Below are 17,437 nucleotides of genomic sequence, written 5' to 3'. Positions count from 1 at the left end.
TCAGATCGGCCGGTTGTCGTCGCGGTCTTCGGGCTGGTACTGAGGCAGCAACAACACGAAATGCAGCGGCAACCACAGCAGCGCACCGGTCGCGCTGCTCAGGAAGTAGCTCCAGCCCGGGAACTCCGCACCGGCAATCATCCGTACCAGCACCATCACCACCTGGGCGCCCAGCAACAGCGGCAGGATCTGCACCGACTGCTGGATCGGTGCGAACCACAGCACCCGCCGCGACACCGCATTGGCGGCATAGGCCAGCAACACATAGGCCAGGGCGTGCTGCCCCATCGCCGCCCCATGGCCGATATCGACCAATACCCCGAACACGAAGGCGGCGCCCATGCCGACGACCTGGCGCTCGCGCACGCACCAGAAGGCCAGCAGCAGCGCCACCCAGTCGGGCACGCCGGGCAACTGGCCGGTCGGAATATAGGACAGCAACAAGGCCACGAACAGCGACAGGTACACAAACCAGATGCGGACCGGGCGGAGAATGCGGCGGGAGCGGTGCGTCGGTTGCATGCCGTCAATCCTTCGGCGTGTCGGCCGGGGGCACCTGACGCTCGGGCGCTGGCTGGGCACGACCGAGGATCAGCACCTGCGCGGCATGGCCCACCCGCGCCACCGGCTCGCAGACGATCTGTGCGAAAGCTTGCAGTTCGCGATTGACACTGACCACCCGCGCCACCGGCAAGCCGGGCAGAAAGAGGCCGTCCAGCCCGGAGGTGACCAGCCGGTCACCCGGCTGCACATCGGCATTGGCGAGTAGATAGCGTAATTCGAGCATGCCTTCGCCCGCGCCATACACCACGCCACGCTGACCGGTACGCTCCACCCGCACGGGCACGGCCTGGGCCTTGTCGGTCAGCAATGTCACCTCGGACTGAATGGGATAGACCCGTGTGACCTGGCCGACCACCCCGAGTTCATCGACCACCACCTGACCGGCGGTGACGTCTTGCTGCGAGCCGTGATCGACGATCACCTTGCGCGAGAACACATCGCGCGCTTCATACAGCACGTCGGCGGCGACGGAGGTGACGCTGATGCGCTCGGACATCGCCATCAGCCCGCGCAGGCGCGTGTTCTCCTGCTCCAGATCGGTCTGACGCAGCAGACGCTCGGCGTCGGCCAGCGCCTTGCGGCGCATCTCGCGATTCTCGCGCTGCACCTTGATCAGCGTGGCGAAGTACTTGGACGCATTGCTGACGAACTCGGCCGGCGTGGCCGCGGCCATTTCGACCGGATAGAGCACCACCGACAAGGTCTGGCGCACCACTTCGAGATAACGGAAATGCAGGTCGGCGACGAGCATCGCCAGACAGACGATAACAAAAAACCACAGGCGGACCAGCGGGGCGGGTCCACGGCGGAAGATAGGTGGAGGAGCGTGACCTACCACGGCATCACTTCAAGGCTGCGTTGCAAGCCGTGCCACAGGCGCAGGACCGCACGCGCCCGTTTGCATCGATCATTCAGAAGTAAAGATGGAGCCTAGCTTGTCCATCTTTTCGAGCGCCATGCCCGAGCCGCGGGCAACGCAGGTGAGCGGGTCTTCGGCCACGATCACCGGCAGGCCCGTCTCTTCCATCAGCAGACGGTCGAGATCGCGCAGCAAGGCGCCGCCGCCGGTCAGCACCATGCCGCGATCGGCAATGTCGGCACCGAGTTCGGGCGGGGTTTGTTCGAGGGCGATCTTGACCGCCGAGACGATCTGGTTGAGCGGCTCATTGAGCGCTTCGAGGATCTCGTTGGACGAAATCGTGAAGCTGCGCGGAATGCCCTCGGCCAGGTTGCGGCCCTTCACTTCCATCTCTTTCACTTCAGAACCGGGGAAGGCGGAGCCGATTTCTTTCTTGATGTTCTCGGCGGTGGTGTCGCCGATCAGCATGCCGTAGTTGCGGCGGATGTAATTGACGATGGCGTCGTCAAACTTGTCACCGCCCACCCGCACGGAACCGGAATACACCATGCCACCCAGCGAGATCACGCCCACCTCGGTGGTACCGCCGCCGATGTCGACCACCATCGAACCGGTCGCATCGGCCACCGGCAGGCCGGCACCAATGGCCGCCGCCATGGGCTCTTCGATCAGATACACCTGGCTGGCACCGGCCGCCAGCGCTGCATCACGGATCGCGCGGCGTTCGACCTGGGTCGAGCCGCAGGGCACACAAACGATGATGCGCGGGCTGGGCGAGAACAGGCGCGTGTCGTGCACCCGTTTGATGAACTGTTTGATCATCTGCTCGGTGACGACAAAGTCGGCGATCACGCCGTCTTTCATCGGCCGGATGGCGGTGATGTTGCCGGGCGTTTTGCCCAGCATCTGTTTGGCCGCATGCCCAACGGCCTGAATCGTCTTCTTGGCGTTGGGTCCGCCTTCGGTGCGGATGGCGACCACCGACGGTTCGTCAAGCACGATGCCTTTTGCCCGCACATAAATGAGGGTGTTGGCGGTGCCGAGGTCGATGGCAAGGTCGTTGGAAAAGTAAGAGCGCAGAAAACCGAACATGAATATCCCGGGAAGTGCTGTGGGGCAGTGGGAAGATAAACGATTATGATAACCTACAAACCCTTGTGATTTAAGCAGGTTTGTTTCCCCATGTCTCTGTCCATCGACGAGGTTCGTCACATTGCGCGGCTGGCCCGCATCGAGTTGGGCGAAGGCGAGGCGCAGGACACCCTCGACAAACTGAATAATATCTTCGGCCTGATTGAGCAGATGCAGGCTGTCGACACGTCCCAGGTTGAACCCATGTCGCATCCGCAGGACGTTGCCCAGCGCCTGCGCGACGACATCGTCACCGAATCCGACCGCCGCGACGCCTACCAGCGCGTCGCCCCGCAAGTCGAAGCCGGGTTGTACCTGGTTCCGAAAGTCATCGAGTAATCCGCCCGCCGCGGCCCCCACACAGCCATGATCGAAGCCAGTCTCAAAGACCTCGCGGCCGCCCTGCGCGCCGGGACGCTCTCCAGCGTCGAACTCACCACGCTCTTTCTTGATCGCATCGACGCGCTCAACCCGTCGCTCAACGCCTTCATCACGGTCGACCGTGACGGCGCGCTGACCGCGGCACGCGCCGCCGACGCCCGCCTCGCCGCCGGCACGGCGGGCCCGCTGACCGGCATTCCGCTGGCGCACAAGGACGTGTTCTGCACCGAAGGCGTCCGCACCACCTGCGCCTCCAGAATGCTCGAAAATTTCGTCAGCCCCTACGACGCCCATGTGGTCAGTCAGCTCAAGGCCGCCGGCGCGGTGATGCTCGGCAAGACCAATATGGACGAGTACGCGATGGGCTCATCCAACGAAAACTCGCATTTCGGCGCCGCCAAAAACCCCTGGGACGCGTCCCGCGTGCCCGGCGGCTCTTCCGGCGGCTCGGCCGTGGCCGTGGCCGCGCGTCTGGCGCCGATGGCCACCGGCACTGACACTGGCGGCTCGGTGCGCCAGCCCGCGGCACTCACCGGCGTCACCGGCATCAAGCCGACCTACGGCGTGGTCAGCCGCTACGGCATGATCGCCTACGCCTCCTCGCTCGACCAGGGCGGCGCCTTTGGCCGCTCGGCCGAAGACTGCGCGCTGCTGCTCTCGGCTATGGCCGGCTTCGATCCGCGCGATTCGACCAGCGTCGAGCGTGAGACCGAGGACTACACCCGCGATCTGGGTAAACCGCTGGCCGGCCTGCGCATCGGCCTGCCCAAAGAATTTTTCGCCGAGGGCATGGACGATGACGTCCGCGCCGCCACCGAGGCCGCGCTCGACCAGTACCGCCAGCTCGGCGCCACCACGGTCGAAGTGAGCCTGCCCAACGCCAAGCTGGCGATCCCCGCCTATTACGTGATCGCCCCGGCCGAGGCCAGCTCCAACCTGTCGCGCTTTGATGGCGTGCGCTACGGCCACCGCGCCCCCGAGTATGGCGATCTGGCTGACATGTACAGCAAGAGCCGCGCCCAGGGCTTTGGTGCCGAGGTCAAGCGCCGCATCCTGGTCGGCACCTATGTGCTCTCGCATGGCTACTACGACGCCTACTATTTGCAGGCGCAAAAACTGCGCCGCCTGATCGCCGAAGACTTCATCGCCGCCTTCAAGCAATGCGACGTCATCGCCGGCCCGACCAGCCCCACCGTGGCCTGGCCGATTGGCGAGAAAAGCGACGACCCGGTGCAGATGTATCTGCAGGATATCTACACCATCGCGGTCAACCTGGCCGGCCTGCCCGGCCTGTCGCTGCCCTGCGGCACCGGCGCGGGCGACCTGCCCGTTGGCCTGCAGCTGATCGGCAACTATTTCGACGAAGCGCGCCTGCTCAATGTGGCGCACGGTTTCCAGCTGGCCACAGACTGGCATCGGCGCATGCCGGCAGTGGGCTGAGCCCAGGCGACCCCGCATGCTGGCCACCGGCACCATCGCACTCGCCCCATGGCGCGCCCGCCGGCTCGCTGTGCTCGGTGCGGGCACGCTGCTGGCCGCTTGCAGCACGCCGTTTCCACCGGCCGAGCGCACGCCGGAGCAGCCCATCATTCTGCCCACGCCACAGCCCGAGCTGCGCGAGTTGCCTGCCGAACCGCTGGCGGCCACACCGCCTGCGCCGCCGGCCCCGCGCGCCACGCGCTCGGGTCGTGCCATGACCGCGACACCTATTGATCTGGCCATGCGCTGCGCCGCACGCGACGAACGCAAACACACGGTGCAAGCCGATGTCGATGTGGCACGCGGCCAGGTGCGCTACCTGCGCGCCCGCGTGGCGCAACCCAAGGGCGCTTGCGAATTCACCCTGGCCGACTTTGAACAAACCCGCATCCTGCCAAGCATCGAACTGCGCGCACGCGACAACAGCGGCTGCACGCTGATGCTCTGGGAGCAAGGCCCGCAAGTGGTGCTGGCCTATAACAACTGCGCGGCGCACTGCGCGCCGCAAACCGTTTTTTACGATGCGCTGCCGATCCTGTTTGACCGCCGGGTCGGCCGCTGCGACTGAATTGAATGACAGGGCGTCGATCTGCGGCGCCCCAATAGACACAAAGAGCACAACGCCATGAGCCGACCGGATTGGGAAGTCGTCATCGGGCTGGAGATTCACGCCCAGCTCAACACCGCCTCGAAGATTTTTTCGGGCGCCACCACCGCCTTTGGCGCCGAGGCCAACGCCCAGGCCAGCGCGGTGGATATCGCCTTGCCCGGCGTGCTGCCGGTGCTCAACAAGGGCGCGGTCGAACGCGCGATCCGCTTCGGCCTGGCCATTGACGCCGAGGTGGCGCGCAAGAGCGTGTTCGCTCGCAAGAATTACTTCTACCCCGATCTGCCCAAGGGCTATCAGATCAGTCAGTTCGAGCTGCCGGTGGTGGTCGGTGGCCAGATCACGATACGTGTCGGCGAGGGCGACGCGGCTTACGACAAAACCGTCACTCTGACCCGCGCCCACCTCGAAGAAGACGCCGGCAAGAGCCTGCACGAAGACTTCCACGGCATGAGCGGCATCGACCTCAACCGCGCCGGCACGCCGCTGCTCGAGATCGTCTCCGAACCCGACATGCGCTCCTCCGCCGAGGCGGTGGCCTATGCCCGCGCGCTGCACTCCCTGGTGCGCTGGATCGACATCTGCGACGGCAACATGCAGGAAGGCTCCTTCCGCTGCGACGCCAACGTGTCGGTGCGCCGGCCCGGCGCCGAGCTGGGCACCCGCCGCGAGATCAAGAACCTCAACTCCTTCCGCTTTCTGCAGCAGGCCATCGACTACGAAATCCAGTGGCAGATCGAGCGCATTGAAGACGGCGGCCGCGTCGAGCAGGCCACCGTGCTGTTCGACCCGGACAGCGGCGAGACGCGCATGATGCGCTCCAAGGAAGACGCGCACGACTACCGCTACTTCCCCGACCCCGACCTGCTGCCGGTGGTGATCAGCGAGGACTGGATCGCCCGCACCCGCGCGGCCCTGCCCGAGCTGCCCGGCGCCATGCGCGCGCGCTTCGAGGCCGACTGGGGTCTGTCGGCCTACGACGCCATCACACTGACCAGCAGCCGCGACGCCGCCACCTATTTCGAAGCCGCGGTCGCCGCCGCCGGCGACGCACTGGCCAAGCCCTGCGCCAACTGGATCATGGGCGAACTGGCTGCGCGCCTGAACAAGGCCGAACGCGAGATCACCGATTCGCCGGTCAGCCCGGCGCAACTGGCCGCGCTCGTCGCACGCATCGCCGACGGCACCATCTCCAACAACGCCGGCAAGAAAGTCTTCGACGCGCTGTGGAATGAGGCCGGCGCCGAGGTCGACGCGATCATCGCAGACCAAGGCCTCAAGCAGATGAACGACAGCGGCGCGCTCGAAGCCATCGTCGACGAGGTGCTGGCCGCCAACGCCAAATCGGTCGAAGAGTTCCGCGCCGGCAAGGAAAAGGCGCTCAACGCGCTGGTCGGTCAGGTGATGAAGGCCTCGCGCGGCAAGGCCAACCCGACCCAGGTCAACGAAGTGCTGCGCAGCAAACTCGGCGGCTGACACGCCCCACGCGACGCCCCTCGCGGCGTCGCGGCTTTTGCTATGCTGGCGGCCTGACCCCCTCGTTCCGAGACCGCCATGCGCCTCATCTGCTGCACCGCCGCACTGCTTGCCCTCGCCACCGCCCCCGCGCTGGCCACCAACGACATCCCCAAGCGCAAGCCTGGCCTGTGGGAACACGCCATGCAGATGGATCAGCTGCCCGGCTATACCCATCGTGCACAGGTCTGCGTCGGCGAGAACCTCGATGATCTCGCCCGCCACGAAGCGGCCGGCCGCTGCGACAAAACCCATGTCGTGCGCGTCGACGACCGGGTGTTGATCGAATCCGTCTGTCAGGCCGAAGGCAGCAAAGTCACCACCAAAGGCAGCTTCAGCGGCGACTTCGCCAGCCGGTACGCCGGCCAGCTCACCAGCACGTTCCAGCCGCCGCTCAACGGCATGGCCAGCACCCGCATGCGCATGGAGGCCAAGTGGCTCGGCCCCTGCCGACCGGGGCAGAAGGTTGGCGACGTGATCCTGCCCGACATGCCGCAAGGCATGGGCGGCATCGACCTCAACAAGATGATGCAAAACCTGCCCAAGATCCCGGGCCGATGAACACGCGCTCACTGGCCACCTTCGCCTTCACGCTCATGACGCTGACCTCGCCGACCCTCGCCGCCACCCCCTGGCAAAGCTGCAGCGGCCCGCCGGTGGCCGATGCGGCGAACGAACTGCTGCCCTGCACCGACCGCCCCAACTGTGTGTCCACTGAGCATCCGGCCGACGAACGTCGCATCACGGCGCCGCAGGGTCTGTCATTTGAGGCACTACGCAAGGCATCGCTGGCCGAGCCGCGCGGCGAGATCGTGGCCGAAGGCCCAACGTGGTTCATCGCCCATTTCCGCTCGCGGCTGTTCGGCTTCATCGACGAAGCGCATGTCATCCAGCGCCCCGACGGTCAGCTTGCCATCCGCAGCGGCGCCTGCAGTGGCTACTCCGATTTTGGCGTCAATCGCGCGCGTCTGTTACGCATCTTCACTCGGGCTTCCGACACGAAGCGCCTAGAATAGAGAGAGCCCCCGAACCGAGGACAGCCCCATGTGCCAACTGCTGGGCATGAATTGCAACGTGCCGACCGATATCTGTTTTTCCTTCACCGGCTTTCAGGCGCGAGGCGGGCTGACGGACATTCATCAGGACGGCTGGGGCATCGCTTTCTTTGAAGGGCGGGGCTGCCGGGTATTTCTTGACCCGCGCCCGAGCATCGAGTCGCCGGTGGCCGAACTGGTGCGTAGCTATGCGATCCGCTCGCTCAACGTCATCGCCCATATCCGCAAAGCGACGCATGGCGACATCAATCTAGAGAACACCCATCCGTTCATGCGCGAGTTGTGGGGGCAGTACTGGTTGTTTGCCCACAATGGCGACCTCAAAACCTACGCGCCCGAACCCACGGGACGCTTCCAGCCGGTTGGCACCACCGACTCCGAGCGCGCCTTTTGCCAGATCCTCAATACGCTGGCCGAGCGCTATCCGGACGGCCCGCCCGTGGTGGCCGAGTTGCACGAGACGCTGCGCGAACTGGCCACCGATATCGGCGCCTTCGGCGAGTTCAACTTCCTGCTCTCCAATGGCGACAAACTGTTTGCACACTGCGCCTCGCGGCTCAGCTACATCATCCGGCAGGCACCATTTGCCGAAGCCCACCTCACCGATCAGGACGTAACCATCGATTTCGAGCAGGTCACCACGCCAGATGACCGGGTGGCCGTGATTGCCACCACGCCGCTGACCGACAACGAGGCTTGGCACACCATCGCCCCAGGCACCTTGCTGACGTTCTGCGACGGCGCGCCGATGATGATGGAAAATTACGTTACACGCCCGTTTTTTCGTCCCGAAAGCTGTCCGTCAACGTGACATACCGTCACGACGCGGACAAAATTTGGAGGCATACTGCACTTTGAATTGTTTTGAAATATCTTTCATCAACAGGAGATCCGATGGCATGTCCGCTGTGCCAGCCTGAGGCCGAACGCATACTGTGGCGCGACGACCGATGTCGTGTCATTCGGGTCGCCGACGCGCACTATCACGGCTATTGTCGGGTGATCTGGCATGCACATGTGGCGGAAATGACGGATCTGACGGTGCCCGATCGCGCCCATCTAATGCACATCACGCTGGCGACAGAAGCCGCCGTGCGCCAAGTGTTTTCGCCCACCAAGATCAATCTGGCGAGCCTGGGCAACATGGTGCCGCACCTGCACTGGCACGTCATTGCCCGCTATGCCGACGACGCCCACTTTCCCGACCCCATCTGGGCTGAGCCAAAACGCGCCGCCCCCGCCCAGCCGGCGGTCAGCGACACCCAACTGGCAATTGCGCTGACCGAAGAGATTGGCCGAATGGATGATTGATCGCGAGCACAGGGCAGGTCATCATGCAGGGCAGTCAGACGCAGTGCAGCATGACTTGACGCAAAAACAATAACGCGCCCAAAAGGGACACCATGAATTATTCCGATCCGACCGTCGCACTGGCGACAATCCGGAACCTCAACCCGGTCAACGTGGGCGAAAGCCACACGACGCTCGCGGCCATTGTGGCGGCGCTGCATGCCACGCCGCCATCGCCCGAGCTGCATTTCGAGGTGCTGGAGAGTGCACGGTCGTCGATCGCTTTCGTTCAGGAAGAACTGGCCAAACGCTACGCCGATCATCCGCTGCCGCCCGACAGCCTGGAGGAGGCGACGCTCGCCAAGGTAGTCAAACTGTGGCAAGAACTCGCCCAGTCTTACGCACAGATCGCCCAACGTGACGCCACCCGCGAGGCGCTCGGCGCGCAGCGTCCGACGCTACTGCAACGTCGCCTGCACTACAGCGGCAATGTGCTGCTCGAATACTTCCGTGCCCATCGCGCAGTCCCCAAGGGCCTGTGGCTGGACTTCCATGCTGGCTACGCGGTCGCCGAACAGCAAGGCGTCGCCCGCACCCGGGTGGCCGACCCGCTGAACGAGGTCTGGAAAGCGCAAAGCAGCGTCGAGGCCTATGTCGCCGTGTTGCTGGTCGACCTGTCCAACCCCTTTGGCCGCAGCCAGCGCGAGTTCGTCTGGGTCTGCCGCTGGGCACAGCGCTTCGCGCCCTACTGCACCCTGCATCTACCGCAAGAGTCCGACAAGCCCAGCACCTATGCCATGGACCTGAGCCGCGACCACGGCCTGCGCCCGATCGCCACGCTGACCAGCTCGCCGCACCTGCGCCGCTTCGACGGCAGCCGCCTGGCCGGCCAGATCCAAGCCGTCCTCACCCAGTTCAAACAAGGCGTCACCCCCACCTCACTCGGCCTGGGTGACGACTGCTCGACTGAGGCCGGCGGCCGCCTGCTACTCTCGCTCTACCGCCCCTGGGGTCTCGCCTCAGCCGGCCGTCGCTACACCCGCCGCGCTACGCGCGGTCGCCTCGGCCTGTGCTCGGAGTGGGAAGCGATTGGCTTCTATGTGCTGGGCAAGCCTTTCGAGTCGCCAAAAATCAGCGCCTTCAACCCGCTGCAGACCGACATCGCCGCCATCACCTTCGGCGAGCGCGCCGAAGAGGTGCCGATGCAGCCCGAGGCGCTCAAACGCCTAGCCATCGAACGCGGCTACATCCCCCAGCTGTGGGAGATTCTCGACCAATCCGTGGGCGGCTTCCGGCTCCAGTCGCAACCGAGTGCCAAACGATTCGAACATCACCAACTGGTCGGCATCCGTCCGCCAGACGGCCAACACTATCTGCTGGCACACATCAGCTGGCTGATGTATCGACCCGATGGCGTGATGGAACTTGGCGTACATGTCATGCCGGGCTTACCCGAGGGCGTTGCCGCCCGCTTGATCGGCCTGCACGCAAACACGAAAGATCCGTACAAGCTGGGCTTTCTGCTGCCGGCCGTTCCGGCGCTGAAGGCCGGTCCGAGCCTGGTGTTGCCGGCGGCCTGGTATCAGTCGCAACGCATTGTCGAGCTCAAGATGGGCGGCGAAGTCATGCAGATCCGGCTCACCCGCCTGGTGACCCGCGGCAGCAACTTTGACCGGGTGGAATTCACTACCCTGGGGCGGTCCTGAGCGGCGCGGCGCGCCACGTCAAGACCGTGTCGGCACAATCCGGCGTGCCGGCAGCACGGCACAAAAACAGCTGCCCTCACCCGGATCACTGGTGATTTTCAGCTCGGCCTGATGCCGCGTCAGCACATGCTTGACGATGGCCAGACCCAGGCCGGTTCCCCCGGTCTCGCGCGAGCGCCCGCGATCGACCCGGTAAAAGCGCTCCGTCAGCCGCGGAATATGCTCCGGCGCAATGCCGATGCCGTTGTCGCTCACACAGAACTCCCCGGCGCCCGAGTCCAGCAAACGCCAGCGCAGCTGAATCTCGCCCCCATTGGGTGAATACCGAATCGCGTTGCTGGCCAGGTTGGCAAAGGCGCTGTGAAGCTCCTTGGCGCTGCCTTGGATCTGGCACATATCGCTGGCGACCACCGTCACCTGATGACGTCCCGCGGACAGCGCCTCGGTCTCGCGCGCCACTTCGCGCACCAGCCCGACCACGTCAAAGACATCCTCGACCGGCTGCGGCGCCCCGGTTTCGAGCGCGGACAGCATCAACAAATCCTGAATCAGGCGCTGCATGCGGGCGGCCTGCTCGTGCGCCATGCCCAGGTAGCGCAACACATCTTCGCGCGGCACATCGTCCAGACCATCCAGCACGGTTTCAATGAAACCGGACACCACCGTCAGGGGCGTGCGCAGCTCATGCGACACATTGGCGACAAAGTCGCGGCGCATGGTTTCAAGCTTTTCGATCTGGGTCACATCGCGTGAAATCACCATCCGCCGGCCGTCACCGAAAGTAATCACCTGAACCAGCAAGGCTGCGCCCTTGCGCCGAACCGGATGAAACAGGAAAGGTTCGCTGTAATCACCCGCCTCGAGGTAGTGCACGAAGTCGGGTTGGCGGACGAGATTGGTAATCGGCGCCCCGCGGTCGCGGTCGAGATCGAGCCCGAGGTCTTCAGCCGCACGACGATTGATCCACTCGATGCTGCCGGTCAGGGACAGGTACATCACCCCGTCCGGCATGGCCTGGCTGGCATCACGAAAGCGTTCCAGCTCCGCACTGAGCTTTGCGCGCTCGATAGTCGCTTGCCGTACATTGCGATTCAGATCGGAATAGACCAGATCCCACAGGCCACTCGCCTGGGGCAAAGGGGCCTGACCAATCGGTCGGTGGGCCCAGCGCACCAGGCGGGCCAGATGGGCATGGTGTTGAAACAGCATCCATAACACGCCAACAAGCGCGACCAGACTCCCCAGCAAGGGCGAAATCAAGATGGCGCACAGCGTGGCGATCACCGCGATAAGCGCCAATGCGCCGACGAGCGCCGTCCAGACATAACGTGCAGTGTGAATGGCGAATCCCCTGTCAGCCAAGACGACCGCTGGATTATCGCACGGTCGATTCGCTGTCCGCCTGGGCGGAAAGGCGATAGCCACTGCCGCGCACGGTCTGAATCAGGCGATCATGCAGGGTCGGCTCAAGGGCGCAGCGCAGGCGGCGGATATGCACGTCGACGGTGCGCTCTTCGACAAACACATGGTCGCCCCAGACCTGATCGAGCAACTGGGTGCGCGAGTGCACCCGTTCGGGGTGGGTCATGAGGAAGTGCAACAGCCGGAACTCCGTCGGGCCGAGCGCAATCGGTGTGTCGCCAGCCGTGATGCGATGCGTTACCGGGTCCAGCAGCAGACCACCGATCAACACCGGATCTTCGGTCGCCTGAGGCGCCCGGCGGCGTAACACGGCCTTGATCCGAGCCACCAGCTCACGCGGGCTGAAGGGCTTGGTGATGTAATCGTCGGCCCCGGTCTCCAGGCCCTGCACCTTGTCCTGCTCTTCGCCCCGCGCGGTGAGCATGATCAGCGGAATGTCCCGCGTCCGCTCCTCGGCACGCAGCCGGCGGGCCAGATCGATGCCGGGCATGCCCGGCAGCATCCAGTCGAGCAAGATCAGATCCGGCAAAGCCTCGCGCACGATGCGCTGCGCCGTCTCGGCATCCGCTGCACGGATGACGTGATGGCCAGCACGGCCGAGGTTGGCGGCAATGAGTTCCTGAATCGCAGGCTCGTCTTCAACGACGAGAATATTGGCGGACATGATCGACACTCCAAATCGTTGTGCGACAGTCTATTGCAGCTATTTGACGGTTTCATGACACGTCACGCCATCGCAACGTCGCGTCTGCGCCGCCCAACTCGCCAGCCGGTCAAATGTAAGCGGCGCCTGCCATCAGGTATCATTGCACACTCCGTTAACTCTACGGGCCCAACCGCCCGGGTGGCGCATCATGGCTGGCCTCGACTCGACCACACCCCTCCCCACCGACATCGTCCTGCGTACCCAGTCCCGGGTGCTTGAGGTCGCGTTCGACAATGGTGCGCGCTATGCGCTGCCCTTTGAATTCCTGCGCGTCTACTCGCCCTCGGCGGAAGTCCGCGGCCACGGCGCCGGCCAGGAAGTCCTGCAAACCGGCAAACGCAATGTGGGGGTCAATGGCGTGGAGCAGGTGGGCAACTACGCACTCAAGATCATCTTTTCCGACGGACACGACAGCGGGCTGTACTCTTGGGACTACCTGCTCATGCTCGGCGAGCAACACGACACCCTGTGGCAAGACTACCTTGAGCGGCTCACGGCAGAGAACGCCAGCCGCGATATCGACACCACCACCCGCCCCGCCACGGGCGGCGGCTGCGGCGCAGGACACAAGCACTGATGAACGACAAAACCACGCATTTCGGCTTCGAATCGGTGGCCGAAACCGAAAAAGCCAAACGGGTTGCCGGCGTTTTCTCCTCGGTGGCCAGCAATTACGACATCATGAATGACCTGATGTCGCTCGGTCTGCATCGCATCTGGAAGACCTTCACCATTCAGATCGCCGGCGTGCGTGCCGGCCATCGCGTGCTGGATGTCGCCGGCGGCACCGCCGACCTGTCGCTGGCCTTTGCCAAACGGGTCGGGCCGACCGGGCAGGTCTGGCTGACCGACATCAACGGCGCCATGCTCTCGCATGGTCGCGACCGTCTGATCGACCGCGGCCATCCGCTGCCCGTCGCCCAGTGCGACGCCGAGAAGCTGCCCTTCCCCGACAACTACTTCAATGTCGTGACGGTCGCTTTCGGGCTGCGCAACATGACCCACAAGGACCAGGCGCTGGCCGAAATGCGCCGCGTCCTCAAACCCGGCGGTCAATTGCTGGTACTCGAATTCTCGCAAGTCTACAAGCCGTTGGCGCCGGCCTACGACCTCTACTCCTTCAAACTCTTGCCCTGGCTTGGACAAAAGGTCGCGGGCGATGCCGATAGCTATCGCTATCTAGCCGAGTCGATCCGCATGCATCCGGGCCAGGAAGAATTGAAAACCCTGATGGAACAAATCGGCCTCGAAAAAGTCGATTACTTCAACATGACCGGTGGCGTTGTCGCGCTGCACCGGGGCTTCAAAATCCACTGACCGGAGTATCCAATGATTCGTAGCTTTGTCGCCCTGATCGCCTGCGCCTTCGCGCTCGGCCTGTCGGCCGGAGAAGCTGAAGCCAAGCGCTTCGGCGGTAGCAAGTCCTTTGGTATGCAGCGTAGCGCGCCAGCGGCCACCCCCAAAGCCGCACCCACCGCGCCCAAGGCTGGCGCCGCCACCAACGCAGCCCCCAAGCGCAATAGCTGGCTCGGCCCGATTGCCGGTCTGGCTGCCGGCCTCGGCCTCGCCGCCCTGTTTTCTCACCTCGGCATGAGTGAAGAACTCGGCAGCCTGCTGCTGATGGCACTGCTCGCCTTCGTCGCCTTCAGGCTCTTCCGCCGCTTCGCGGGGGGCGCCACTCAGCACGCACCGCAGGGCATGCAATACGCCGGCCCCACGCCAACCAACGACGCCGCCGACACGCGCTTCAATACCGCGCCAGCCGGTGGCAGCAGCGCTGCAGCCGCACAAAGTGACTTCGACGAAGCCGGTTTTGTTCGTCAAGCCAAGATCAACTTCATCCGCATGCAGGCCGCTTACGATGCCGGCAATCTGGACGACATCCGCGCCTTCACCACGCCGGACGTCTTTGCCGAGGTCAAGATGCAGCTCGACGAGCGTGCCGATGGCGGGCAGCAGACCGACGTGGTCGACCTCACGGCCGATGTCATCGAGGTGGTCACCGAAGCCGAACGCTATATCGTGAGCGTGCGCTTCCATGGCCTGATCCGCGAAAATCGCGATGCGGCACCGGAAGCCTTCGACGAGGTCTGGCACCTGACCAAGCCGATCAGCGCCGATGGCGGATGGTTGATCTCCGGCATTCAGCAAGCCCACTGACGCATGCTCACAAAGGTCGCCGCCGGCGGCATCAATCACCTGCTCGCACAGGCTGAGTGGGCACGCAAGCGCCTTCGTGAACACGAAGGCGCGGTAGCAGCCGTCGTCATCGGCGGCATCAGCCTGAGCTTTGCGATCGGACCTGACGGTTACTTTGCGAAAAGTGCGCCGGACGTCACCCCCTCGGTCATCATCACCCTGGCGCCAGATGCCCTGGCCAAGCTGCCGGATGGCGTTGACGCCGCCATGTCACAGGTCAAGATCAGTGGTCAGGCGGATCTGGCCGACAGCCTGAGTTTCGTGTTCCGCCATCTTCGCTGGGACGGCGAGGCTGACTTGGCACGCATTTTCGGCCCCATCATCGGCCGTCGTGCGCACCAGACAGCCAGCCACATCGTGCAGGCCATTCCAGAAACCGGCGGGCGAATTGCCGCCAACGCCAGCGAGTATCTTGCACACGAAGGGCGCTTGCTGGTCCCGCAAGCTGAGCTGCTTCTGCACGCCGAGCGACTGAGGCACATTCGCGACACGATGAGTCGTCTGGACAAGCGCATCAAACGACTGACGCACACCGAGGCATCCACGACTTAAGCCCGCGCTGGGACCACCAAAGAAAAAGCAGCCCGAAGGCTGCTTTTTCTTTGCCGACACACTGCCGTACGTCTCAGTGGCGCGGGTTACGCAGCTTCTTGATAGCAGCCAGCTGGGCAATCGCTTCGGCCAACTCGGCTTGCGCCGCGGCGTAATCGATATCGCCCTTCTGATTCTGCAAGGCTTCCTCGGCACGACGCTTGGCCTCGAGGGCTTTCGCTTCGTCGAGATCCTTGCCACGGATGGCCGTGTCGGCCAGCACGGTCACACGACCGGGCTGAACTTCCAGCAAACCACCTGCCACAAAAATCAGCTCTTCCTCTGCCTGATTCTGGACCTTGACACGCACCGCACCCGGCTTGATCCGGGTCATCAGCGGCATGTGCCCCGGCAGAATGCCGAGCTCACCCGTCTCGCCCGGGAGGGCGACGAATTCAGCCAGGCCGGAAAAAATTTCTTCTTCCGCGCTGACGATGTCTACATGAACGGTCATAGCCATAGCTTTATCCTCCGATTCTGCCCCGCCCGCAAGGGGGCGGGGCATTGGGCATGCTTACTGGAGGGTCTTGGCCTTCTCGATGGCTTCTTCGATGCCACCAACCATATAGAAGGCCTGCTCCGGCAGCTGATCACACTCGCCGCTCACGATCATCTTGAAGCCCTTGATCGTGTCCTTGAGCGTGACGTACTTGCCCGGCGAACCGGTAAAGACTTCAGCAACGTGGAAGGGCTGCGACAGGAAGCGCTGGATTTTCCGTGCGCGGGTCACTGCCAGCTTGTCTTCCGGCGACAACTCGTCCATACCCAGAATCGCGATGATGTCGCGCAATTCCTTGTACTTCTGCAGCGTCTGCTGAACCTGACGGGCCACGTTGTAGTGCTCTTCGCCAACGACCAGCGGATCGAGCTGGCGGCTGGTGGAGTCGAGCGGATCAACGGCAGGGTAGATACCCAGCGCGGCGATGTCACGCGACAGCACGACGGTGGAGTCGAGGTGCAAGAAGGTCGTTGCGGGCGACGGATCGGTCAAGTCATCCGCAGGCACATACACGGCCTGAATCGACGTAATCGAACCCACCTTGGTCGAGGTAATCCGCTCTTGCAGACGACCCATCTCTTCAGCCAGCGTCGGCTGGTAGCCTACGGCGGAAGGCATACGACCCAGCAGCGCGGACACTTCGGTACCGGCCAGGGTGTAACGGTAGATGTTATCAACGAAGAACAGGATGTCACGACCGTCGTCACGGAAACGCTCGGCCATGGTCAGACCGGTCAGCGCGACGCGCAGACGGTTTCCCGGGGGTTCGTTCATCTGACCGAACACCATCGCGACCTTGTCGAGCACGTTGGAGTCTTTCATCTCGTGATAGAAGTCGTTACCTTCACGAGTGCGCTCACCCACACCGGCAAACACCGACAGACCGGCGTGCTGCTTGGCGATGTTGTTGATCAGCTCCATCATGTTCACGGTCTTGCCCACACCGGCGCCACCGAACAGACCGACCTTACCGCCCTTGGCGAACGGGCAGATCAGGTCAATCACCTTGATGCCAGTTTCGAGCAGCTCGACCGACGGGGACAGCTCGTCGAATTTCGGGGCCTTCTGGTGAATCTGACGCAACTCGTCGGAGTCGATCGGGCCGGCTTCGTCGATTGGGCGACCCAGCACGTCCATGATGCGACCCAGGGTGCCGTGACCGACGGGAACCGAAATACCTTGCCCGGTGCCGGCCACTTTCATGCCGCGGCGCAGGCCATCGGAAGAACCCATGGCAATCGTACGCGCCACACCATCACCCAACAGCTGCTGAACCTCGAAGGTCAGACCGGCTTCGGCGAAGGAGTTTGCTGCGTCCTCAAGCTTCAGGGCGTCATAAACTTTGGGCATCTCATTGCGCGGGAACTGGATGTCCACCACCGCGCCGATGCACTGAACGATCGTACCAGTACTCATCGTTTTTCCTTAAATCA

The 17,437-nt window shown here is 63.8% G+C and carries 20 protein-coding genes; 13 read left to right on the top strand and 7 right to left on the bottom strand.

The features are described from left to right. The 3 genes from mreD to FHP91_RS05365 form a co-directional block, all read right to left on the bottom strand. Positions 1-522: a rod shape-determining protein MreD gene (gene mreD / locus FHP91_RS05375; RefSeq protein WP_144308582.1), complete on the bottom strand. Its 522-nt coding sequence runs from the start codon at positions 520-522 to the stop codon at positions 1-3. Positions 523-526: 4 nt separating this feature from the next. After that, complete coding sequence (gene mreC / locus FHP91_RS05370; RefSeq protein WP_144175931.1) at positions 527-1,402, bottom strand: rod shape-determining protein MreC; 876 nt, start codon at positions 1,400-1,402, stop codon at positions 527-529. A gap of 69 nt (positions 1,403-1,471) precedes the next feature. After that, entirely contained in the window at positions 1,472-2,515 is a 1,044-nt protein-coding gene (locus FHP91_RS05365; protein ID WP_144175933.1) for a rod shape-determining protein, read from the bottom strand. Positions 2,516-2,605: 90 nt separating this feature from the next. Between FHP91_RS05365 and gatC the strand changes: the two genes are divergently transcribed. From gatC to FHP91_RS05320, 9 genes are all read left to right on the top strand, one after another. Beyond that, entirely contained in the window at positions 2,606-2,893 is a 288-nt protein-coding gene (gatC, locus tag FHP91_RS05360; protein ID WP_144175935.1) for an Asp-tRNA(Asn)/Glu-tRNA(Gln) amidotransferase subunit GatC, read from the top strand. Between the two features lie 27 nt (positions 2,894-2,920). Then, positions 2,921-4,375, top strand: a complete 1,455-nt coding sequence (gene gatA / locus FHP91_RS05355; protein ID WP_144308581.1) for an Asp-tRNA(Asn)/Glu-tRNA(Gln) amidotransferase subunit GatA — start codon at positions 2,921-2,923, stop codon at positions 4,373-4,375. 16 nt (positions 4,376-4,391) lie between these two features. After that, positions 4,392-4,982: a hypothetical protein gene (locus FHP91_RS05350; RefSeq protein WP_144308580.1), complete on the top strand. Its 591-nt coding sequence runs from the start codon at positions 4,392-4,394 to the stop codon at positions 4,980-4,982. Positions 4,983-5,039: 57 nt separating this feature from the next. Continuing rightward, a complete protein-coding gene (gene gatB, locus FHP91_RS05345; RefSeq protein ID WP_144308579.1) occupies positions 5,040-6,497 on the top strand; it encodes an Asp-tRNA(Asn)/Glu-tRNA(Gln) amidotransferase subunit GatB in 1,458 nt (485 codons plus the stop codon). Between the two features lie 78 nt (positions 6,498-6,575). Next, positions 6,576-7,097, top strand: coding sequence for a DUF3617 domain-containing protein (locus tag FHP91_RS05340; protein WP_144308578.1), 522 nt, complete (start codon positions 6,576-6,578; stop codon positions 7,095-7,097). Continuing rightward, entirely contained in the window at positions 7,094-7,552 is a 459-nt protein-coding gene (locus FHP91_RS05335) for a DUF1499 domain-containing protein (RefSeq protein ID WP_144308577.1), read from the top strand. Before FHP91_RS05340 ends, FHP91_RS05335 begins: the two co-directional genes overlap by 4 nt. 28 nt (positions 7,553-7,580) lie before the next feature. Then, positions 7,581-8,402, top strand: coding sequence for a class II glutamine amidotransferase (locus tag FHP91_RS05330; RefSeq protein WP_144308576.1), 822 nt, complete (start codon positions 7,581-7,583; stop codon positions 8,400-8,402). Between the two features lie 83 nt (positions 8,403-8,485). Then, a complete protein-coding gene (locus tag FHP91_RS05325) occupies positions 8,486-8,902 on the top strand; it encodes an HIT family protein (protein WP_144308575.1) in 417 nt (138 codons plus the stop codon). A 92-nt stretch (positions 8,903-8,994) separates the two neighbouring features. Further along, positions 8,995-10,587 carry a hypothetical protein gene (locus FHP91_RS05320; RefSeq protein ID WP_144308574.1) on the top strand — a complete coding sequence of 531 codons (1,593 nt, stop codon included), beginning with the start codon at positions 8,995-8,997 and terminating at the stop codon, positions 10,585-10,587. Positions 10,588-10,605: 18 nt separating this feature from the next. Here the strand turns inward: FHP91_RS05320 and phoR are convergent, their stop codons facing one another. Then, positions 10,606-11,949 carry a phosphate regulon sensor histidine kinase PhoR gene (phoR, locus tag FHP91_RS05315; protein WP_246116220.1) on the bottom strand — a complete coding sequence of 448 codons (1,344 nt, stop codon included), beginning with the start codon at positions 11,947-11,949 and terminating at the stop codon, positions 10,606-10,608. Positions 11,950-11,962: 13 nt separating this feature from the next. Beyond that, positions 11,963-12,673 (bottom strand): phosphate regulon transcriptional regulator PhoB, encoded by a 711-nt coding sequence (gene phoB, locus FHP91_RS05310; protein WP_144308573.1) that lies wholly within the window; start codon positions 12,671-12,673, stop codon positions 11,963-11,965. A 190-nt stretch (positions 12,674-12,863) separates the two neighbouring features. On the opposite strand from phoB, the gene FHP91_RS05305 reads away from it, so the two are divergent. The 4 genes from FHP91_RS05305 to FHP91_RS05290 are packed head-to-tail and all read left to right on the top strand — an operon-like array spanning position 12,864 to position 15,466. After that, positions 12,864-13,292, top strand: a complete 429-nt coding sequence (locus FHP91_RS05305; RefSeq protein ID WP_144308572.1) for a gamma-butyrobetaine hydroxylase-like domain-containing protein — start codon at positions 12,864-12,866, stop codon at positions 13,290-13,292. Then, on the top strand, positions 13,292-14,032 hold the full coding sequence (gene ubiE, locus FHP91_RS05300) for a bifunctional demethylmenaquinone methyltransferase/2-methoxy-6-polyprenyl-1,4-benzoquinol methylase UbiE (protein WP_144308571.1): 741 nt from the start codon (positions 13,292-13,294) through the stop codon (positions 14,030-14,032). Before FHP91_RS05305 ends, ubiE begins: the two co-directional genes overlap by 1 nt. A 12-nt stretch (positions 14,033-14,044) precedes the next feature. Then, positions 14,045-14,875, top strand: a complete 831-nt coding sequence (locus FHP91_RS05295) for a Tim44 domain-containing protein (RefSeq protein ID WP_144308570.1) — start codon at positions 14,045-14,047, stop codon at positions 14,873-14,875. Positions 14,876-14,878: 3 nt separating this feature from the next. Further along, a complete protein-coding gene (locus FHP91_RS05290; protein WP_144308569.1) occupies positions 14,879-15,466 on the top strand; it encodes a ubiquinone biosynthesis accessory factor UbiJ in 588 nt (195 codons plus the stop codon). A gap of 73 nt (positions 15,467-15,539) precedes the next feature. On the opposite strand, the gene FHP91_RS05285 is transcribed toward FHP91_RS05290, so the two are convergent. Beyond that, positions 15,540-15,965: a F0F1 ATP synthase subunit epsilon gene (locus FHP91_RS05285; protein ID WP_144175966.1), complete on the bottom strand. Its 426-nt coding sequence runs from the start codon at positions 15,963-15,965 to the stop codon at positions 15,540-15,542. 54 nt (positions 15,966-16,019) lie between these two features. After that, on the bottom strand, positions 16,020-17,420 hold the full coding sequence (atpD, locus tag FHP91_RS05280) for a F0F1 ATP synthase subunit beta (protein ID WP_144308568.1): 1,401 nt from the start codon (positions 17,418-17,420) through the stop codon (positions 16,020-16,022). Positions 17,421-17,437: the final 17 nt, after the last annotated feature.

This window comes from Denitromonas halophila, assembly GCF_007625155.1.
In the GTDB taxonomy this organism is placed as follows: domain Bacteria; phylum Pseudomonadota; class Gammaproteobacteria; order Burkholderiales; family Rhodocyclaceae; genus Nitrogeniibacter; species Nitrogeniibacter halophilus.
The sequence above is the reverse complement of the archived record's forward strand: the minus strand, read 5'-3'. Positions and strand labels throughout refer to the sequence as shown.